This window comes from Streptomyces sp. CAI-85 (genome assembly GCF_013363615.1).
Classification (GTDB): domain Bacteria; phylum Actinomycetota; class Actinomycetes; order Streptomycetales; family Streptomycetaceae; genus Streptomyces; species Streptomyces antibioticus_B.
The window spans coordinates 355,878-373,582 of record NZ_JAANNX010000001.1 but is presented as its reverse complement, the minus strand read 5'-3'; the positions used below and the strand labels follow the sequence as shown (position 1 = coordinate 373,582).

Genomic DNA, 17,705 nt, shown 5'->3' with positions numbered 1-17,705 from the left:
ATGCCCCGCACCCTCCACCTCGCCCTCCACCCCTACGGCGTCGGCGGCCCCGGCCAGCACGGCCTGTGGAAGGACCCCCGGGTCGCGAAGAACTCCAGCATCGACATCGACTACTACATCCGTCTCGCCCAGGCCGCAGAACACGCCCTGTTCGACGCCCTGTTCATCGTCGACAGCCAGTTCATCAACGCCACCTACCCGGCGCACTACCTCAACCGCCTCGAACCCCTCACCCTGCTCTCCGCCGTGGCCACCCACACCCGGCACATCGGCCTGGTGGGCACCGCCAGTTCGACCTACAACTCGCCCTTCAACCTCGCCCGCCGCTTCGCCTCGCTCGACCACATCAGCGGCGGCCGGGCCGGCTGGAACGTCGTGACCAGCTTCGACACCGGCACCTCGAAGAACTTCGGGCTCGACGAACACCTCGACTACACCACCCGCTACGGCCGCGCCCTGGAGTTCGTCCAGGTCGCCCGCGGCCTGTGGGACTCCTACGAGGACGACGCCTTCCCCGCCGACGTCGCCCGCGGCGTCTTCCTCGACCCGGCCAAGCTGCACGCCCTCGACCACACCGGCGAGCACTTCAAGGTGGCGGGCCCGCTGAACCTCTCCCGCTCCCCGCAGGGCCAGCCCGTCATCTTCCAGGCCGGCGTCTCCGAGGAGGGCCGCGACCTCGCCGCCCGCGTCGCCGAGGGCATCTACGCACCCGGCGGCACCCTGGAACAGGCCCAGGAGTACTACGCCGACATCAAGCGCCGCACCGCCGCCTACGGCCGCGACCCCGAGCACATCAAGATCTTCATCCACGGCGGCCCCGTCGTCGCCTCCACCGACGAGAAGGCCCGGCTGCGGGAGCGCGAGATCTTCGACGAGGACAACGACTTCGACCGCAACCTCGCCCTCCTCGGCCGCTCCTTCGGCGCCTACGACTTCAGCGTCCACGACCTCGACGCCCCCTTCCCCGACGTCGCCCACCTCGCCGAGAAGGGCGGCCGCACCGGCGCCGCACAACTCATCGAGCGCGCCCGCAAGGAGAACCTGACCCTGCGTCAAGTCGCCGAGTCCGTCAACCAGTTCCGCCAGTCGCCGTTCGTCGGCGCGCCGGACACCGTCGCCGACACGATCGAGCGCTGGTTCCGCGCGGACACCCTCGACGGCATCAACCTCGCCTTCCGCACCGAGGAGGAACTCGCGTACTTCGTCGACGGCGTCGTACCGATCCTCCAGAAGCGCGGCCTGTTCCGCACCGAGTACGCCTCCGACACCCTGCGCGGCAACCTCGGACTGCCCGTGCCCGCCAACCGCCACACCCGCGAGCCGCAGCTCGTGGACGACTGAGGGCCGCCCCCGATGACCGCACCCGCTCAAGCACCCGCCCCGACGCCCGCCACCGCGCTCTCCCCGACCGGCGGCCGCGACGTCCACACCGTCCGCTTCCCCGCGGGCCCGCCCCCGGCCGCCGTCGACGTCCTGATCGTCGGCGCCGGGCCGGTCGGCCTCGCCGCCGCCGTGGAACTCACCCTCCGCGGCGTACGCACCGCCGTCGTCGACCGGGCCCGCACCGCCACACTCGTCCGCGCCGGCGCGATGGGCCACACCCCGCGCGTCGTCGAACACCTGCGCCGCTGGCAGCTCCTCCAGCGGGTCCGCGACGCCTGGACCTACCCGCCCGAATGGCACCGCGGCATCCGGCTGGTCACCTCCCTGGCCGGCCATGAACTCCTCCCCACGCCCGCACCGTCGTTCACCGCCCGGACCACCGGCACCCGGCACAGCCTCGACGAGGCGCTGCGCCGCCCGCAGACCGTCTTCCAGCACGTCTTCCTGGAGCGCCTCGCCGAACTGGGCACCGGCGTCCACGGCGGCCAGGAACTCACCGCCCTGCACGAGCACGCCGACGGCGTCGACGCCGAGGTCACCGACACCGCCACCGGGACCGTGCGCACCGTCCGCGCCGCCTACGTCCTGGGCACCGACGGCGGCGGCAGCACCACCCGCCGGCTCGCCGGCATCGGCCGCGAGGGCGAACACGCCACGGAGAAGCGGCTGCGGCTGATCGTGCGCACCGGCGACATCTCCGCCCGCGTCGGCGCCGCCCCCAGCGCCACCAACATCGTCGTCAACGACCGGGCGTCCGGCTTCCTCGCCGCCGTCAGCACCCGCGAATGGCGCGTCTACGCCGGCCCCTACCCGCTCGACCACGAACCCGACGAGAAGGACCTCCTCGACGTCGGACGGGCCGCCTTCGGATTCGACCTCGACCTCGAACTCGTCTCCGCGACGACCTTCTACCACGCCACCCGGATCGCCCGGACCTTCCGCCGCGGCCGGATCCTCCTGGCCGGCGACGCCGCCCACGTCCGCACCCCCGGCGGCAACCTCGGCGAGGGCATCGGCGACGTGGTCAACCTGGGCTGGAAGCTGGCCGCCGTCCTCGCGGGCCAGGCCCCGGCGGCCCTGCTCGACTCCTACGACGAGGAACGCCGCCCCCACAACCGGCGCGTCGCCGCCCACGCCCTGGACCGCTCACGGCGCGCCCAGGACACCCTCGCCGAGATCCGCGCGGGCGGCATCCCCGACGACACCGACCTCGGTCCCGACGCCGTCCGGCGGCGCGCCGAGATCGGCGACCGGCTGCGCCGCGACCACTCCGGCGGCGAGGGCGTCGCCTTCGACGAGCGCTACGACGCGTCCTCCGTCATCTGGTACGAGCCCGGCCAGCGGGAGACCGAACGGCCCTGGCGTGCCGACGTGTACGAGGACGACCCGCGCCCCGGCCACCGCGCCCCCGACGGCCCCGTGGACCCCGGCGGCGGCACCCTGTACGACCGGCTCGGCCACTCCTTCGGTCTGCTCGTCCTCACCGAGGACCGCACCGTGGAGCACGCGCTCGTCGCCGAGGCGGCGGCCCGCGGCCTGCCGTTCACGGTCGTCCACCTCACCGACCCGGCCGCCCGCGCCCTGTACGGCAGCCCCTACGTCGTCCTCCGCCCCGACCAGCACGTCGCCTGGCGCGGCACCCGCCTCCCCGAGTCCGGCGCCGCGGCCGTACTCGACCACCTGCTCGGCCACGGCACCGGCCCGGCCCCCATCACCCATGAGCCGGCCCACGAACCCGCACCGGCACCGGCCCCGTCTTCCGCTGGAGTATGAGATGACCGAGTACACCGACCACCACGGCCCCGAGGGCCTGCTCGTCCGGGGCACGGTCGTCGTGGTGCCGGGGCGGGGGGAGACCCGGGCGACCTACGGGCGGTTCGGCCGGCGGCTCGCCGCCGACGCCTACCGGGTCCGGGTCGTCGACGCCCCGCGGCCGGACCCCGACGACCCGGAGGGCGCCCTGACCCGGTTCGCCGCGCTCCTGGCGGACGCGGTGGCGGGCGCCGCCGGTGCGGAGGGCGTCGCCGAACCCGTCGTCCTGGCCGGCGCGGACGAGGGCGCCGCGGCCGTCGCCGCGCTGCTCGCCCGACCGGAGCCGTTCCTCCCCGCCGGACAGCCGCACGCCGTCGTCCTCGCGGGGCTGCCCGGCCCCGACACCGCCTTCACCGGCGGCGGTTGGGACGACGAACTCGACGCCCGCACCTCCTGCCCCGCGCACCGCGGCACGCTCACGGGGGACGAGCGGGTCCGCCGCGGCTCCCTCGGCGAACCCGTGCCCGGGGCGCTGCTCGACGCCGCCTACGGCGGGGACATCGCCGTACCCGTGCTGCTTCTGGCCGGTGACGCCGATCCGCTGGCCGACCACCCCGCGCTCGCCCGGCTCGCCAAGGCACTGCCCAAGGCCCGGCTGTCCGTGGTGCGCGGCGCCCACCACGACGTCCTCAACGACCTCCAGCACCGGTCGGTCGCGGCGGAGGTCGTCACGTTCCTGGAGGCCCTGCGCAATGAACTGCGGCCCCTGGTCGCGGTGGAGTCGAGCGCGTGGTGAGCGCCCGTACCGGCCGGCCGGCCGTCTGACACCCCGTCGTCCCCGCGCGGCAGGCGCCCCGCACGCCGACCTCCTCGCCCCGCTCGTCGACCGCCCGTCCTCCCCGCGCGGCAGGCGCCCGCGTCCCACGCCCCTGCCCGCGCCCCGCGTCCGTATCCGCAACCGGAAGGTCCCGCCCATGCCCGCCGTCCTGTCCGTGTCCGGAAGCCCTTCCGCCACCTCCCGCACCACCGGCCTGCTGCGCCACCTCGACGACCGCCTCCGGCTCCAGGGGCACGAGGTGACCACGCTGGACGTGCGCACCCTACCCGCCGAGGCCCTGCTCGGCGCCGACTTCGCCCACCCGGCGATCGTCCGGGCGGCCGCCCTGTTCGAGCGGGCCGACGGCATCGTCATCGGCACGCCCGTCTACAAGGCCGCCTACTCGGGGCTGCTGAAGGCGCTGCTCGATCTGCTCCCGCAGTACGCCCTGACCGGCAAGACCGTCCTGCCGCTGGCCACCGGCGGCAGCACGGCCCATGTCCTGGCCATCGACTACGCGCTGCGCCCGGTCCTCACGTCGATGGGCGCCGCGCACATCGTGCCGGGCTGGTTCACCGTCGACAAGGACGTCACGCTCGGCGCGGACGGTACGGCGACGGTGGCGCCGGCCGCCGCCGAGGCGCTGGCCGGGGTCACGGACACCTTCTCCGCCGCCCTCCACGCCCGCCGCCCGGCGGCGGCGCTGGCCTCCACCGCCTGAACAACCGTGCACTGACTCTTGGTCAGACTCTTGTCAGTCCCTCGCGGTGACCCTATCTTCTCGGGGAGAAAGCGCTTTCCCTCATTGAGGCGCACACATCGCCCCGGGGGATCGGGTCGCCGCGGCGGCCGTCCTTCGCACCGCCCCTCCGCCCCGGCGGAGGGGGCACTTCCCGAACCGACGGTTCACGGACGAACGACGGACGACGGACGAGGAGACGACGATGAGAGCACGACTCGCGCTGCGCCTGTGCGCCGCGTCGGGGGCCCTGGCGCTCGCGACCGCGGTCGGGGTGACGCTGGCGGGACCCACCGCGTCGGCGGCCACCGGCACCGCCACCGGCTACGCGACCCAGAACGGCGGCACCACCGGCGGAGCGGGCGGACAGACCGTGCGCGCCACCACCGGCACCGCGATCCACCAGGCACTCTGCTCCCGCGCCGCCGCCGACACGCCCCTCACCATCGAGGTCGAGGGGACCGTGAACCACGCCAACACGGCGAAGGTGTCGGGCAGTAGCTGCAACACCGCCGCCGGTGTCATCGAACTCAAGCAGATCAGCAACGTCACGATCATCGGTGTGGGCGGCGGGGCCGTCTTCGACCAGCTCGGCATCCACATCCGCGAGGCGCGCAACATCGTCATCCGCAACGTGACGGTCAGGAACGTGAAGAAGTCCGGCTCGCCCACCTCCAACGGCGGCGACGCCATCGGCATGGAAAGCGGTGTCCACAACGTCTGGGTCGACCATGTCACCCTGGAGGCGTCGGGCGGCGAATCGGAGGGCTACGACGGCCTGTTCGACATGAAGGCCGACACCCGGTACGTCACGCTCTCCTACAGCGTCCTGCGCAACTCCGGCCGGGGCGGCCTCATCGGCTCCAGCGAGAGCGACCTCTCCAACGGGTACGTCACCTTCCATCACAACCGCTACGAGAACATCGACTCCCGCACCCCGCTGCTGCGCGGCGGCACCGCTCATCTGTACAACAACCACTACGTGCGCCTGAACGAGTCCGGCATCAACTCCCGGGCCGGCGCCAAGGCCCGCGTCGACAACAACTACTTCGAGGACTCGAAGGACGTCCTCGGTACCTTCTACACCGACCAGGCGGGCTACTGGCAGGTCGCCGGGAACGTCTTCGACAACGTCACCTGGTCCGCCCGGGGCACCGAGAACAACCCGGCGGGCCCCGACCCGCAGTCCAACACCACGGTGGCCATTCCGTACGCCTTCACGCTCGACGCGGCCGCGTGCGTACCGGACGTGGTGAGCCGAACGGCGGGCGCGGGCAAGGGACTTCAGGTGTCGGACGGCAACTGTGCGGCCCAGTCGCCCAGTACGACCCCGAGCGCCTCGGCGAGTCCGACGGCCACCCCCACCGCGACGCCGACCCAGCCCACCGGCACCAATCTCAGCCTCGGGGCCGGCGCGGACGGCTCCAGCAAGGCGAGCGGCACCAGTTACGGCAATGTCCGTGACGGCGACCTGACCACGTACTGGTCACCGGCCGGCACCACGGGCTCCGTCTCGGTCAAGTGGGGTTCCGCCACCGCCGTCTCCTCGGTCGTCATCCGTGAGGCGTCGGGATCGGGTGGCGTGATCGGGGCCTGGCGGGTGCTGAACGCCGACACCGGGACCGTCCTCGCGTCCGGCAGCGGTGCCGGGACGATCACGTTCGCGCGCACCACGCTGAGCAAGGTCACGTTCGAGATCACGGGCTCCTCGGGCACGCCGAAGGTCGCGGAGTTCGAGACCTACGCGTAGGGGACCTGCGCGTAAGAGACCTGCGCGTAGGGGACACGGGACGGCACCCGGGTGCGCCACACCCGGGTGCCGTCCGTTCGCGGTCAGCGGTGCTTGCAGTCCCAGTGGCCCTTGACCCACTCCTTCTCCCAATGGGCGGGCACGTAGACCCACTTGTACGTGACCTTGTACTCCCAGTGGCCCTTGTGCCAGTTGCCGTGCCGGTCGTGGTGACCCTTGTGCCAGGTCTTGTGGACGACCCGCTTCTTCTCCCAGTGGCCCTTGACCCACTCCTTCTCCCAGTGGCCCTTCTTCCACTCGCACTTGTCGTGGTGGTGACCGGCCGTCGCCACCTTGCTGACGGTCGACGCGGGTGCCGGAGCCGCGCCGGCCGTGCCGGACAGGCCCAGCGCCGCTCCACCGCCCAGCAGTCCCGTCGCCGCGGCGCCCGCCACCAGGCGGCGCGCTCGCAGGGATGCCGTCATCGCACCCATCTCCCTCGAAGAGTTCGGCTGCATCGGACGCGAGGGATTCGGAGCCGTCCGCGGCACGGATGAGGCAAGATGAAGAAAAGGTGAGAAACCGCTGGAAATCGGCATCCGTGGCCGCCCCGGCCACGAATCCCCGGTGAAACGAAGCCGTCCCGGACGAGCTGTTCCAGGGAGCGCTCATGTCCACCACCACGTCACCCCGTACCGCCCAGTACGCCGTCGAGCTGCCGCACACCCGGCAGGCCCCGTCCATCGCCCGGCACGCCAGCGAGGACTGGCTGACGGAGAACGAACCGGTCGATCCCGGGCACGGCGACGGCGTGCCGGACGACCGTGTGGCGGACGCGGTCCTCGTCGTGTCCGAGCTGGTCACCAACGCGGTGCGGCACACCCAGGACCCCTGCCTGCTGACGCTCACGCTGGAGGACGGCCTGCTGGACATCGCCGTCGCCGACCACAGCGAGGATCTCCCCGATCTCCACGACGCGCGCGGGGACGAGCGCGGTGGCCTCGGCATGGACGTCATCCGCGGCCTCGGCGGTCGCATCCGCCTGGTCCCGGCCCTCGGCGGCAAAACCGTCCACGTCCTCCTCGACGCAACCCCCGACAAGGGCCCCGGCCGAGCACCCGAATCCGACGCCGCCCCCGGCCCCCGGGAGCGGCCGTGAGCATCACGCGTGCGGTCGCGGCGGGGGTGCGGTGCCGGACGGGCGCTGCCGGGCGGGGACTCCGGAGGCCGGGTCCGCCGGTGAGGAGCCCTCGTCGCGCGCGTGCCGTCGCGGCCGTGGTGCAGGGTCCGGCGGGCGGTGTCACCCCCGGACCCCTGACTCCGGGACCGGCCGCGCGCACCCCCCGTCCCGCGACCGCCCCCGTGGCCGTCGTGCAGGGCCCGCTCGGCGGTGCCACGATCGAAGTCCGGACAGGGGGAGCCGCGGTCGGGTCGGTGGGTCGTGGCATGAGGCACGAGGGGAGCACGGCGTGCCGGACAGCGCCGAGCGCGGCGCACGCGTGGAGGACCTGCTGGCCCGTGTGGCCGGCGGGGACCAGGACGCGTTCTCCGGGGTCTACGACGCGCTGTCCGGGACCGTCATGGGGCTGGCCTGCCGGATCCTGCGGGACGCCGCCCAGGCGGAGGAGGTGACCCAGGACGTCATGGTCGAGGTCTGGCGCACCGCGGGCCGCTACGACCCGGACCGGGGCACGGCGAAGGCATGGGTCCTCACCCTCGCCCACCGCCGGGCCGTGGACCGCGTCCGTTCCGCGCAGGCGAGCGCCGACCGGGAGCAGCGCAGCGGAGTGCTGGAGGCGGACCGGGAGTTCGACGAGGTCGCCGAGGCCGTCCAGGACCGTGACGAACAGCGCCGCCTCTACCGCTGCCTCGCCGAGCTGGCCCGCCAGCAGCGGGTGCCGCTGGTGCTCGCCTACTACCGAGGGCTGACGTACGTCGAGGTCGCCGACGCGCTGTCCACCCCGGAGGGCACCGTGAAGTCCCGGATGCGCGCCGGGCTCCGGCAGTTGCGGGCCTGCCTGGAGGACGGCCCATGACGACCGGACAGGAGCCTCACGCGGCCGTCGGGGCGTATGTCCTGCACGCCCTCTCCCGTGCCGAGGAGGCCGCCTTCGAGAACCATCTCGCGGGCTGCGACGCCTGCCGCCGTGAGGTCGCGGACCTCAGGGAGACAGCCGCGCTCCTCGGCGCGCGCGAGAGCGTCCCCATGCCGCCCGACGCCCGCGAGCGCACCCTGCGCACCGTCGCCGGCACCCGTCAGGACCTGGTCCGCGGCCTCCCCGGCCCCCGGACCGGGCGGATCCTGCGCCCGGTCCTCGCCGCGTGCGCCGCCCTGGCCGTCGCCCTCGGCGGGATCGCCGTCTGGCAGCACGGCGAGGCCGACGACGCGCGCGCCCGCGCCGACCGGGCCGAGCAGCGGGCCGACACGGCGCGCGCCGCGTACGCCGCCGTCCTCACCGCCCCCGACGCCACGCTCCACACCGCCGAGCTGTCCGAGGGGGTCACCGCGGCCGTCGTCGTCTCCCGTTCCGAGGAGCGCGCCGTCTTCACCGCCCAGGGCCTGCCCGCCCTCACCGACGGCAAGGTCTACGAACTCTGGTACGCCGCCGAGTCCGGCGAGCTGGTCCCGGCCGGCCTGATGCCGGGCACCGGGAAGGTCGACGGCCGGGTCATGGAGGGCTCCCCGGCCGGCGCCGCCGCGGTGGGCATCACGGTCGAACCCGCCGGCGGATCACCCCAGCCCACGAGCGAACCCCTGGGCGTCGTCCCCCTCACCACCTGATCGCGGCCCGCCCGCGCATCCGCCGGACGCCGAAAACCGGAAGACCGGAAGAGAAGGTACGAGACGGGCAACGCCGCGCGGGAGGCACCGGACATGGCACAGAGCGGAGCGAACGGCGGGCGCCGCGGCCGTACGGAGTGGGACGTCGTGGTCGTCGGCGCCGGGCTCGCGGGCCTGGCCTGCGCGCACGACCTGATCGCGGCCGGGCTGGACGTGCGGGTGCTGGAGGCCGGGGACCGGGTCGGCGGCCGGATGCGCACCGACCGGATCGACGGGTGCGTGGTGGACCGGGGGTTCCAGGTCTTCAACACCGCCTATCCGCAGGTACGACGACGACTGCGCCTGCGGAACCTGCGGCTGCGCCCCTTCACCCCCGGCTTCCTCGTGCACACCGGGCACCGGCGGCTGCGGTTCGCCGACCCCACCCGCGCCCCCGGGGCCGCGCTGCGCGGGGTGGCCGAGGGGCTCGCCGGGCCGCGTGACCTGGCCGCACTGGCCGCGCTGACCACCTGGGACGCGCTGGCGCCGGCCGCGCTGACGCTCCGGCGGCGGGACACCGGGACACGGCGGGCGCTGCACGCGGCGGGGTTCACGGACGGTTTCGTCGAGCGGTTCTTCCGGCCCTTCCTGTCCGGTGTGTTCCTGGAGGAGGACCTGGAGACCTCCGCCCGCTTCTTCCATCTGGTGTGGCGGAGCATGGCCCGCGGCACGATCTGCCTGCCGGCGGACGGCGTCGGCGCGGTGCCCGAGCTGCTCGCCGCCGCGCTGCCGCCCGGCACGGTCGCCCTGGAGGAACCGGTCACCGCGCTCACCGACGACGGGGTGACCGTCGCGGGAGAGCGGACCGTCACGGCGCGCGCCGTGGCCGTCGCGGCCGGACCGGCGACGACTGCCTGGCTGCTGCCCGGCCTAGCCCTGCCCCCGTACCGGACCGTCACCACCTACCACCACGTGGCCCCCCGCTCCCCGCTGCGGGAACCGACCCTGGTGACGGACACCCGCCGCCGCTTCCTGAACACCTGCGTCCTGACCGAACTGCACCCGCACCACGCACCCCGGGGCCACGCCCTGATCGCCACCTCCGTGCTGGGCGGAGACACCCCCGGGCGGGAACGAGCCGTACGGGCGGCGCTCGCCGACTGCTACGAGACCGACACCGCCGACTGGGACCGGCTCACCGCGCGCACGGTGGAGCAGGCACTGCCCGCGATGCCGGCGGGTCTGCCGCTGAGCAGGCGGACCCGGCTGGGCGGCGGACGGTACGTCTGCGGGGACCACCGGGCGACCGGATCCGTGCAGGGCGCCCTGGCATCCGGGGCGCGGGCGGCCCGGGAGATCGCGGCCGACCTCACGCGCCGCTGACCCTCAAGCCGTCGCCCGGTCAGCCGGCCGCCGGTCCCGCCGTCAGGACCGACACCCGCGCCGCCTCGATCGCGGCGAGTTCCTCGCGCGGGGCGGACGCGTCGGTGACCAGGGTGTGCAGCGCCGACACGGGGGCGACGAACGCATGGGCGGTGTGGGCGAGTTTGCTGCCGTCCGCCACCGCGACGACCCGCCGGGCCGAGCCGATGGCCGCCTGCTTGACCACGGCGTCGTCGAGGTCGTACGCCGTCAGCCCCTGGTCCGCCGCGAGGCCGCAGCAGCCGATGACGGCCGTGTCGAAGCGCAGGGCGGCGAGCGAGGCGAGGGTGAGGGGCCCGGTGAGGGCGCCTTCCCCGGGCCGGGGCCTGCCGCCCGGCACCAGGAGCGTGGTCCGCCCCGGGTTCTCGCCGAGCAGGTGCACCGCCTGGAGCGACAACGGCATCACCGTCACCCGTCGGCCGCGCAGCACCTTGGCGACCTCCAGACAGGTGGTGCCGCTGTCCAGGACGACCGTCTCCCCGTCGGCGATCAGACCCGCGGCCTCCGCGGCGATCAGGGCCTTGCTCTCGACCCCGTCGTGCGCGCGCAGCGCGAAGGGGGGTTCCTCGCCGCGCAGGACCGTGCTGCGGGCACCGCCGCGGACGCGTTCGAGCACCCCCTGCGCGGCGAGCGCGTCCAGATCGCGGCGGATGGTCATCTCCGAGGCGCCGGTGAGGGCGGCCAGCTCGCCGACCGTGGCGCTGCCCGTCGCGCGCACGGCCTCCCTGATCCGGCCGAGACGGTCTGCGTTACCCATGGCGTGATTCAACACCACCCACGATCGAACAATTCATGTGTGAGAAATAGCGACTTCTGAACACGATACATGTTCGATATGTTGTCCCCATGCGACCGGAACGATCACTGCGCGCGGCCCGCGCCGCGACCTTCACCTACTTCGTCCTCAACGGGACCCTGCTGGGGATGTGGGTCGTGCAGATCCCGCCCATCGAGGAGCGGGCCGGCATCGGGCACGCCGTGCTCGGCGGCTTCCTCGTCCTGCTGGGGCTGGGCGCGTTCGCCGGCATGCAGGTGGCGGGCCCCCTCGCCGACCGCCTCGGCACCCGCAGGGTCGTCCCCGTCTCCGCCGTGCTGTGCGCCGCGACCCTGGTGCTGCCCGGCCTCGCGGCCGACCCGTGGGCGCTCGCGGTGGCCCTGTTCGCCTTCGGCTTCGGCAACGGCTGCCTGGACGTCAGCATGAACGCCCACGCCGTGCAGGTCGAGAAGGCGTACGGCCGTCCCGTGATGTCCGCGTTCCATGCCACGTTCTCCGTCGGCGGGGTGCTCGCCGCCCTCGCCGGCGCCGCCACGGCCGGGCTGGGCTGGGGGCCCGCGGCGACCCTGGGCACGGCCGGGGCGCTCGCGGCGCTGATCGCCCTCGGCGTCGCCCCGAACCTGCTCCCCGCCGAGGACCGGCCGGCCGACGCCCCGCATCAGGCGTCCGGGCGCCCCGACAGGACGCCCACCCGTATCTGGATCCTGGCCGTGCTCGCCCTGCTCGTCATGCTCTGCGAGGGCGCGGCGAACGACTGGAGCGTGCTGCACCTGAAGACCGTCCTCGGCGCCTCCGACAGCCTCTCCGCCTTCGCCTACGGCACCTTCGCCGCCGCCATGACCGTCGGACGGCTCCTCGCCGACCGGATCGCCGCCCGCTTCGGCCCCGTCGCGATCCTGCGGCACGGCGCCGCGACGGCCGCCGTCGGCATGACCGCGGTCGCCCTGTCCCCGTGGATCTGGCTCGCGCTGGTCGGCTGGGCGCTGTTCGGCGCCGGTCTCGCGGGCTGCGTCCCGCAGTTGTTCAGCGCGGCGGGGCACGCCGACCCGGCGGCCGCGGGCGCCAACGTCTCCCGGGTCGCCGGCCTCGGCTACCTCGGCATGCTCGCGGGGCCCGCCCTGATCGGCTGGCTCACCCACCTCGTCCCGCTCAACCTCACCTTCCTCCTGCCGGCGGCCTTCTGTGTCGTCGCCGCGGCCATGGCCGGGGTCCTGCGCGGGCACACGGTCACGGAGCCGAAGGTCGCGCAGCCGCTGTGACGGGCCGGCTCCGGCGACGGGCCCTCTTCGGGCGCCGGGTCAGGAGCCTTCGCCGCCCGGCTCCTCGATGACCGACAGCACATTGCCCGCGGGGTCGGTGAACCACGCGATCAGCGGGCCCTCCTCGCGGTGGATCCCCTTGTCGTCGGTGGGGAGGTGGTCGTACCGCTCGAAACGCACCCCCCTTCCGCTCAGCTCGTCGACGGCCGCCTCGATGTCGTCGACGAGGAAGTTGAGGGTCGTGTAGGACGCCGGGGTGTGGTCGGGCTTGGGGTAGACGAGGACGTCCCGGCCGCCGGCGAGGTGCAGGGTGAGGATGCCGTTCTCCTCGGACAGGCCGACGCCCAGCGTCTCGCCGTAGAACTTCCTGGCCGTGTCGAGGTCGTCCACCGAGAAACTGCTGAACGTCTTGGTCGTGCCGAACATGATCGCCTCCGGGGAGGGGGTGCGGACCCTGGTGGGCTTCCTCTCTCAAGGACCGGCCGGCCGCCGGAAACTCATCGGTCGCCCGGGGCGCGCCCGCGGTTCCGTGCCGAGTCCCGCCTCGACGCGGGAGAGCTGACGGGTGAGGCTGGTCAGCCATGAGTCGAGGTCGACGAGGGTCGGGAGGGGGAGGGGCGGCGGGGGCCGGGACAGATCCGGGCGCTCCAGGACAGGGCTCTCGGTCCCACCCCCGCCCACGGCACTGCCGCCCCGGTCGCCCTCGACGCACAGCTCCGCCAGCCGGTACGTCCGCCCCGCCACCGTCCGCGCGTCGGCCCTGGCCCACTCCACCGCGTCCGGGGGCAGCGCACGGCCCGGCATGTCGAACCGGGGCAGCCACTGCGCCCCCAGCAGGATCTGGTGGGCCGCGATGAGCAGTGCGTGCCAGTCCGCGCCGGACGATCCCTCGGGCGCCGGTTCGCTGCGGAACTGGGCGTAGGCGGACTCGGCGAGCCGCAGCCGGTGCAGGGCGGGCAGGGTCTGGGCGGGCGGGGCGGAGCCCGGCGGGACGGCCGTCAGCGTGGTGGCGGTGCCCTCGATCAGCGGACCGCACGCCCGCAGCAGCCCCGCCATGGTCCGCCGTACCTCCCGGCGGGCCCCGGCCGGCCAGGCGAGCAGCCCGCACAGCAGCCCGATGGCGCTGCCCGTCACCACGTCCACGATCCGGGCCTCGGCGAGCTGCCAGGAGGCGGGGGCGATCTGGGCGAACGCGGTGGCCACCACCAGCGTGAACAGCCCTTGCGCCCAGGCGATCCCGAGCAGCGGTCCGAGCGCGAAGGCGATCAGCATGCCCGGGGCGAGGAGCACGGCGTCGGTGTCGGTGTGCTGTCCGACGGTGATGAGCAGGGCCCCCGCCGCGACGGCGCCCACGAGGTTCCCGGCCACGGCCGCGCGGATCGCCGTCCAGGTCTCCCCGACGGTGGTCCGGCTCAGGGTGAGCACCGCGAGCAGCACCCAGAAGCCGTGGGTGAGGTCGAGCGCCCCGGCGACCAGACGGGCCGCGCCGAGCGCCAGGGCGATCCGGACGGCGTTGTGGAACTGCACCGAGCGCGGCGTCATGTTGCCGACGAGCCGGCGCAGCCACAGGCGGGGCGCGCTCGCCTCGGTGTACCAGAACAGCTCGCGCGGCTCGATCGGCGGGGTGCGCCGGCCGTCGAGGGCGACCCGTACGGAGATCTCCAGGACGCGCACCGACTCGGCGGCGGCCAGCAGCCCGGCCTGCCGGCGCAGCACCGGGACCGGGACCTCGTCCGCCGCCGGGTCCGCGGTCTGCCGTACGCGCATGTCCTGGAACGCGCCGATCGCCTCGTCCAGGCCGCGCGGTCCGGGAACGGCCCGCCCCGTCCGCAGTCCCTCGGCGCACTCGCCGCACCGGCCGGCGACCCGCGGCAGCAGCCAGCGGGCCGGGGAGTCGGTCCGGTCGGCGGCCCGGAGGAGATCGCGGAGCTGTCCCGTCTCGGCGAGATGGGCGAGCTGTTCGAGGAGCCGGCGGGCGGCGGTGCCCGCCTGGGAGAGCGCGCGGTCGGCGCGGCGCGGGCCGGCCGGGCGTTCCGCGGGCGGCACGTTCGACAGCCGCAGCCGCGCGCCCTCCGCGCGCAGGGCCTCGGGCGTCAGGACGGTCCGGCCGGCGAGGACGTCACCGGCGGTCTCCACGGCCCGCGCGAGACTGTGCCGGTACGTCTCGCCCGGCGGCTGCGGCAGCAGGAACGCCTCGCACAGCGCCAGCAGCAGCACGCCCGTGGTGAGCCCGGCCAGGCGCAGGCCCAGGGTGTCCGGGGCGTACGGCGGGAAGCACGCCAGGATGTAGAAGAGCTGGAGTCCGGGCGCCGCCCCGGCGGGCCGCGGTCCGGCGACGGCCGCGTACGCGAGGACGAAGCCGACGACGAGCATCCCGGCGACCGCCGCCCAGGTCTCCACCGCCAGCACGGTCCCGAGCGTCACCAGCACCAGGCCCACCGGCAGCGCCTTCAGCATCACCGCGGCCCGCTGCCGCCCCGAGCCCGGGATGGAGGAGAGCAGTCCGAGGGCGATGGGCGCGAAGAGGGAGTACAGCGCGAGCAGCGGTTCGTCGAGGCCGTACAGGAAGGTGTAGAAGCCCGCGGCGGCGGCCAGGGTCACCCGGAGCGACCGGTGCACGATCCGCGCCCGCTCGGCCCGCGAAGACTCAGCGCGCATGAGCAGGTGTCCTCTCGACGCGTTCCTCCCATTGTCGGCCGCCCCCGTACGCCCCGCAGCCCGGCGGCGGGCCGGGTGCCTGTCCGTTCCCGCGCTGGGTAGGTGAACGGCATCGGGAACGCCCCGACACCAGGGAGGGACCACGATGAGCAGCCTCATCCGCCGTATCAAGGACTTCGCGAGGACCCCGCAGGGCCGCCGCGCCATCGACCAGGCCCGCCGCGCCGCGTCGGACCCCCGCCGCCGGGCCCAGGCCCGCACCTTCCTCAGCCGCTTCCGCACCCGCCGCTGAGGCTCCGCACTGCCTCCGCGCCTGCCGGCAGTTCCCCACTTGGGCCCCAGAACTACGCTCTGTCCTCGTTCAGTTGGCACGCCGTGAGTGACAGGCAGGGGGATACCGTGAGTGGAACCGACGAATCGCCCGGCATGCAGGCTCTGCCGTTCTGGGTGTCCTACGACACCGAGGACGAGGCCGAGGAGGCAGGCGCGGGAGGCGCCGGGGGCGGAGGCGATTCGATGGGCCTCTTCGGTTCCGAGGACGTCGAGACACGGCTGAGAAGCGTGCCGCTCGGCCCTCTGCGCAAGAACCTGGCCGAAGCTGTTGACGCGTTGCAGGAGGTGTTCGCGGAGGCGGCCGCACGCGGCGGGCCCCTGCCACTCCGGGAGGCGCACCTGTCCTTCCAGGTCACCGCGAGCGGTGGCGTGCAGTTCATCGGGAGCGCCCAGGTGCAGCGGGGCAACGGCATCGTTCTGGTCTTCAAGCAGTGAACGGCGCGTGATGGGGCGTCACAGAGCGCTGCTCATCGGGACCAGCGAGTACGACATGCGCGGGGTCGCGTCGCTGCCCTTCATCCCCGGTGACCTCGCCCGCCTCGGCGCGGTGCTCAGGGACCGCGGCTTCGACGAGGTCCAGGTCCTGGCGGGGCGCGAAGGAGGCAAGCAGGTCTCGGCGAACTACGTCAACGGCCGCGTGGTCGGCTTCCTCCGCCGCGCCCGGCCGGGCGACACCCTGTTCATCTTGCTCAGCGGCCACGGGGTGCACGCCAAGGGACGGGACTACCTCGTCCCGGAGGACATCGACGAGGACACCCACCCCTTCGAGTCGGGGTGCGTCGCGATCGACTGGCGTGAGCACCTCGACGACACCCCTGCGAGCCAGGTGGTGTTCCTCATCGACGCCTGCCGGGAGGGCATCGAACCCCAGTCCATGGGCGTCGCGTCGGTACGGCAGTGGAGCCGGCAGAAGGTGAGTGCCGCCCTGCGCCGCAAGGTGGCCTACGTGTACGCCTGCTCGCCGGCCCAACTCGCCCTGTTCGTACGCCCGCACGACGTACCGGGTGACCCGGTGACCGACGCACGGCCCGGCGACTCGTTCAGCCTCTTCTCCCGGTCGGTCTCGGACGTCATCGGCGCCTGTCCCGACCTTGCGCCCCTCACCCTGGACGCGTTCAGGGAAGCAGTCCAGGACCGGGTCACGGCACTGCACCGCGCCTACCACAAGGCGGGGTCGCCCCAGACGCTCAGAGTCGTGACCGACATCCCGTCCGACAGCTTCGCCTTCCTGCCTACGCCCCCCACCCGCCCGCACCATCACGACGACACCCCGCAGGACGCGGGCGCGGCGATGTCCGTCGGCCCGGCCGCGCCACCGCCCGACCCCCGTCGTCGTACACACCGACGGGTTCTTCCCGCGTTGGCACTCCTGGTCGTGCTCGCCAGCGCGGCCTGGGCGGCGGTCCACTACGGCGGCGACGGGGACGAGGGCGGCGGGCGGGACGGCAAGGCCGTCTCCGCACTGTCGACCACACCCCGTCCGTCCGCCTCCCCGTCCCCGTCCTCGTCTCCATCTCCGTCTCCGTCTCCCCGTCCTCGTCGCCGCCCCCGTCCAAGTCCTCCGAGAAATCCGTTCTGCCCACGTGCACCGCCGACTCGGTGTCCTTCGCCCTGCGCAGTGCCGCCGACAGCTTCGCGGCGAACCAGCGACCCGTTCTCCGGATCACCGTCGACAACCGGACCGGCGCCGACTGCTCGATCGATCTCGGCCCGGGGAAGACGGTCGTGACCATCACCAGGGCGGGTGACGACAGCCGCGTCTACTCGACGGCCGACTGCCCCGAGGGCGACGGAAGCGAGCTCGTGCGCGTCGGGGCCAAGAGGAATGTCGTCTGGACAGTCACCTGGGACCGCCGACCCACCTCCCCCTCCTGCGGATCCGCCGCGGCCCCTGCGGGCCCGGGCACCTATCTCGCGGAGGCCGAGCCGCCCGGACTGGCCAAGGCGATGACGTCGTTCGTGCTGGAGGCGGACTAGGGGCGGACCGGTCCCAGGACAGGGGTCCCGCCCGCCGGTTGCGTGCCCTCGTACGTGCGGGGAGCATGGAAGGGGAGATCCTTCAGCTTCGGCGCCGCTG

18 protein-coding genes are annotated in these 17,705 nt (G+C 74.0%); 14 read left to right on the top strand and 4 right to left on the bottom strand.

The window, feature by feature from the left end:
• The 5 genes from G6W55_RS01575 (at position 1) to G6W55_RS01555 (ending at position 6,441) form a co-directional block, all read left to right on the top strand.
• Positions 1–1,341 carry an LLM class flavin-dependent oxidoreductase gene (locus tag G6W55_RS01575; RefSeq protein WP_175518931.1) on the top strand — a complete coding sequence of 447 codons (1,341 nt, stop codon included), beginning with the start codon at positions 1–3 and terminating at the stop codon, positions 1,339–1,341.
• Between the two features lie 12 nt (positions 1,342–1,353).
• Complete coding sequence (locus G6W55_RS01570; protein ID WP_175518929.1) at positions 1,354–3,156, top strand: FAD-dependent monooxygenase; 1,803 nt, start codon at positions 1,354–1,356, stop codon at positions 3,154–3,156.
• A gap of 1 nt (position 3,157) precedes the next feature.
• The gene (locus G6W55_RS01565; protein WP_175518927.1) at positions 3,158–3,931 is read left to right on the top strand and encodes an alpha/beta hydrolase; all 774 of its coding nucleotides are present in this window, start codon (positions 3,158–3,160) and stop codon (positions 3,929–3,931) included.
• A gap of 178 nt (positions 3,932–4,109) precedes the next feature.
• Positions 4,110–4,673, top strand: coding sequence for an NADPH-dependent FMN reductase (gene ssuE, locus G6W55_RS01560; RefSeq protein ID WP_175518925.1), 564 nt, complete (start codon positions 4,110–4,112; stop codon positions 4,671–4,673).
• Between the two features lie 223 nt (positions 4,674–4,896).
• A complete protein-coding gene (locus G6W55_RS01555; RefSeq protein WP_175518923.1) occupies positions 4,897–6,441 on the top strand; it encodes a polysaccharide lyase family 1 protein in 1,545 nt (514 codons plus the stop codon).
• An 83-nt stretch (positions 6,442–6,524) separates the two neighbouring features.
• On the opposite strand, the gene G6W55_RS01550 is transcribed toward G6W55_RS01555, so the two are convergent.
• Positions 6,525–6,905, bottom strand: a complete 381-nt coding sequence (locus tag G6W55_RS01550; RefSeq protein ID WP_175518921.1) for a hypothetical protein — start codon at positions 6,903–6,905, stop codon at positions 6,525–6,527.
• A gap of 185 nt (positions 6,906–7,090) precedes the next feature.
• Between G6W55_RS01550 and G6W55_RS01545 the strand changes: the two genes are divergently transcribed.
• From G6W55_RS01545 to G6W55_RS01530, 4 genes are all read left to right on the top strand, one after another.
• Positions 7,091–7,579, top strand: a complete 489-nt coding sequence (locus G6W55_RS01545) for an ATP-binding protein (RefSeq protein WP_175518919.1) — start codon at positions 7,091–7,093, stop codon at positions 7,577–7,579.
• 310 nt (positions 7,580–7,889) lie between these two features.
• Positions 7,890–8,456 (top strand): ECF RNA polymerase sigma factor SigK, encoded by a 567-nt coding sequence (gene sigK, locus G6W55_RS01540; protein ID WP_175518917.1) that lies wholly within the window; start codon positions 7,890–7,892, stop codon positions 8,454–8,456.
• Positions 8,453–9,202: an anti-sigma factor domain-containing protein gene (locus tag G6W55_RS01535; protein ID WP_175518915.1), complete on the top strand. Its 750-nt coding sequence runs from the start codon at positions 8,453–8,455 to the stop codon at positions 9,200–9,202. Before sigK ends, G6W55_RS01535 begins: the two co-directional genes overlap by 4 nt.
• Positions 9,203–9,295: 93 nt before the next feature.
• Complete coding sequence (locus G6W55_RS01530; protein WP_175518912.1) at positions 9,296–10,564, top strand: NAD(P)/FAD-dependent oxidoreductase; 1,269 nt, start codon at positions 9,296–9,298, stop codon at positions 10,562–10,564.
• A gap of 19 nt (positions 10,565–10,583) precedes the next feature.
• Here G6W55_RS01530 and G6W55_RS01525 read toward each other — a convergent pair whose 3' ends face one another.
• Positions 10,584–11,360 (bottom strand): DeoR/GlpR family DNA-binding transcription regulator, encoded by a 777-nt coding sequence (locus tag G6W55_RS01525; RefSeq protein WP_175518910.1) that lies wholly within the window; start codon positions 11,358–11,360, stop codon positions 10,584–10,586.
• Positions 11,361–11,449: 89 nt separating this feature from the next.
• On the opposite strand from G6W55_RS01525, the gene G6W55_RS01520 reads away from it, so the two are divergent.
• Positions 11,450–12,637, top strand: coding sequence for an MFS transporter (locus G6W55_RS01520; RefSeq protein ID WP_175518908.1), 1,188 nt, complete (start codon positions 11,450–11,452; stop codon positions 12,635–12,637).
• A 39-nt stretch (positions 12,638–12,676) separates the two neighbouring features.
• Here G6W55_RS01520 and G6W55_RS01515 read toward each other — a convergent pair whose 3' ends face one another.
• Together G6W55_RS01515 and G6W55_RS01510 are read right to left on the bottom strand one after the other, a co-directional pair.
• Positions 12,677–13,063, bottom strand: coding sequence for a VOC family protein (locus G6W55_RS01515; RefSeq protein WP_175518906.1), 387 nt, complete (start codon positions 13,061–13,063; stop codon positions 12,677–12,679).
• 45 nt (positions 13,064–13,108) lie between these two features.
• A complete protein-coding gene (locus G6W55_RS01510) occupies positions 13,109–15,295 on the bottom strand; it encodes an FUSC family protein (RefSeq protein ID WP_175518904.1) in 2,187 nt (728 codons plus the stop codon).
• 145 nt (positions 15,296–15,440) lie between these two features.
• Between G6W55_RS01510 and G6W55_RS01505 the strand changes: the two genes are divergently transcribed.
• The 4 genes from G6W55_RS01505 to G6W55_RS01490 all read left to right on the top strand — a co-directional run bounded on the left by G6W55_RS01505 (position 15,441) and on the right by G6W55_RS01490 (position 17,605).
• On the top strand, positions 15,441–15,587 hold the full coding sequence (locus tag G6W55_RS01505) for a hypothetical protein (RefSeq protein WP_175518902.1): 147 nt from the start codon (positions 15,441–15,443) through the stop codon (positions 15,585–15,587).
• 107 nt (positions 15,588–15,694) lie between these two features.
• Positions 15,695–16,063 carry a hypothetical protein gene (locus G6W55_RS01500; protein ID WP_175518900.1) on the top strand — a complete coding sequence of 123 codons (369 nt, stop codon included), beginning with the start codon at positions 15,695–15,697 and terminating at the stop codon, positions 16,061–16,063.
• A 10-nt stretch (positions 16,064–16,073) separates the two neighbouring features.
• Complete coding sequence (locus G6W55_RS01495) at positions 16,074–17,357, top strand: caspase family protein (RefSeq protein WP_175518898.1); 1,284 nt, start codon at positions 16,074–16,076, stop codon at positions 17,355–17,357.
• A complete protein-coding gene (locus G6W55_RS01490; protein ID WP_175518896.1) occupies positions 17,354–17,605 on the top strand; it encodes a hypothetical protein in 252 nt (83 codons plus the stop codon). The genes G6W55_RS01495 and G6W55_RS01490 overlap by 4 nt, the downstream gene beginning before the upstream one ends.
• Positions 17,606–17,705 lie beyond the last annotated feature (100 nt).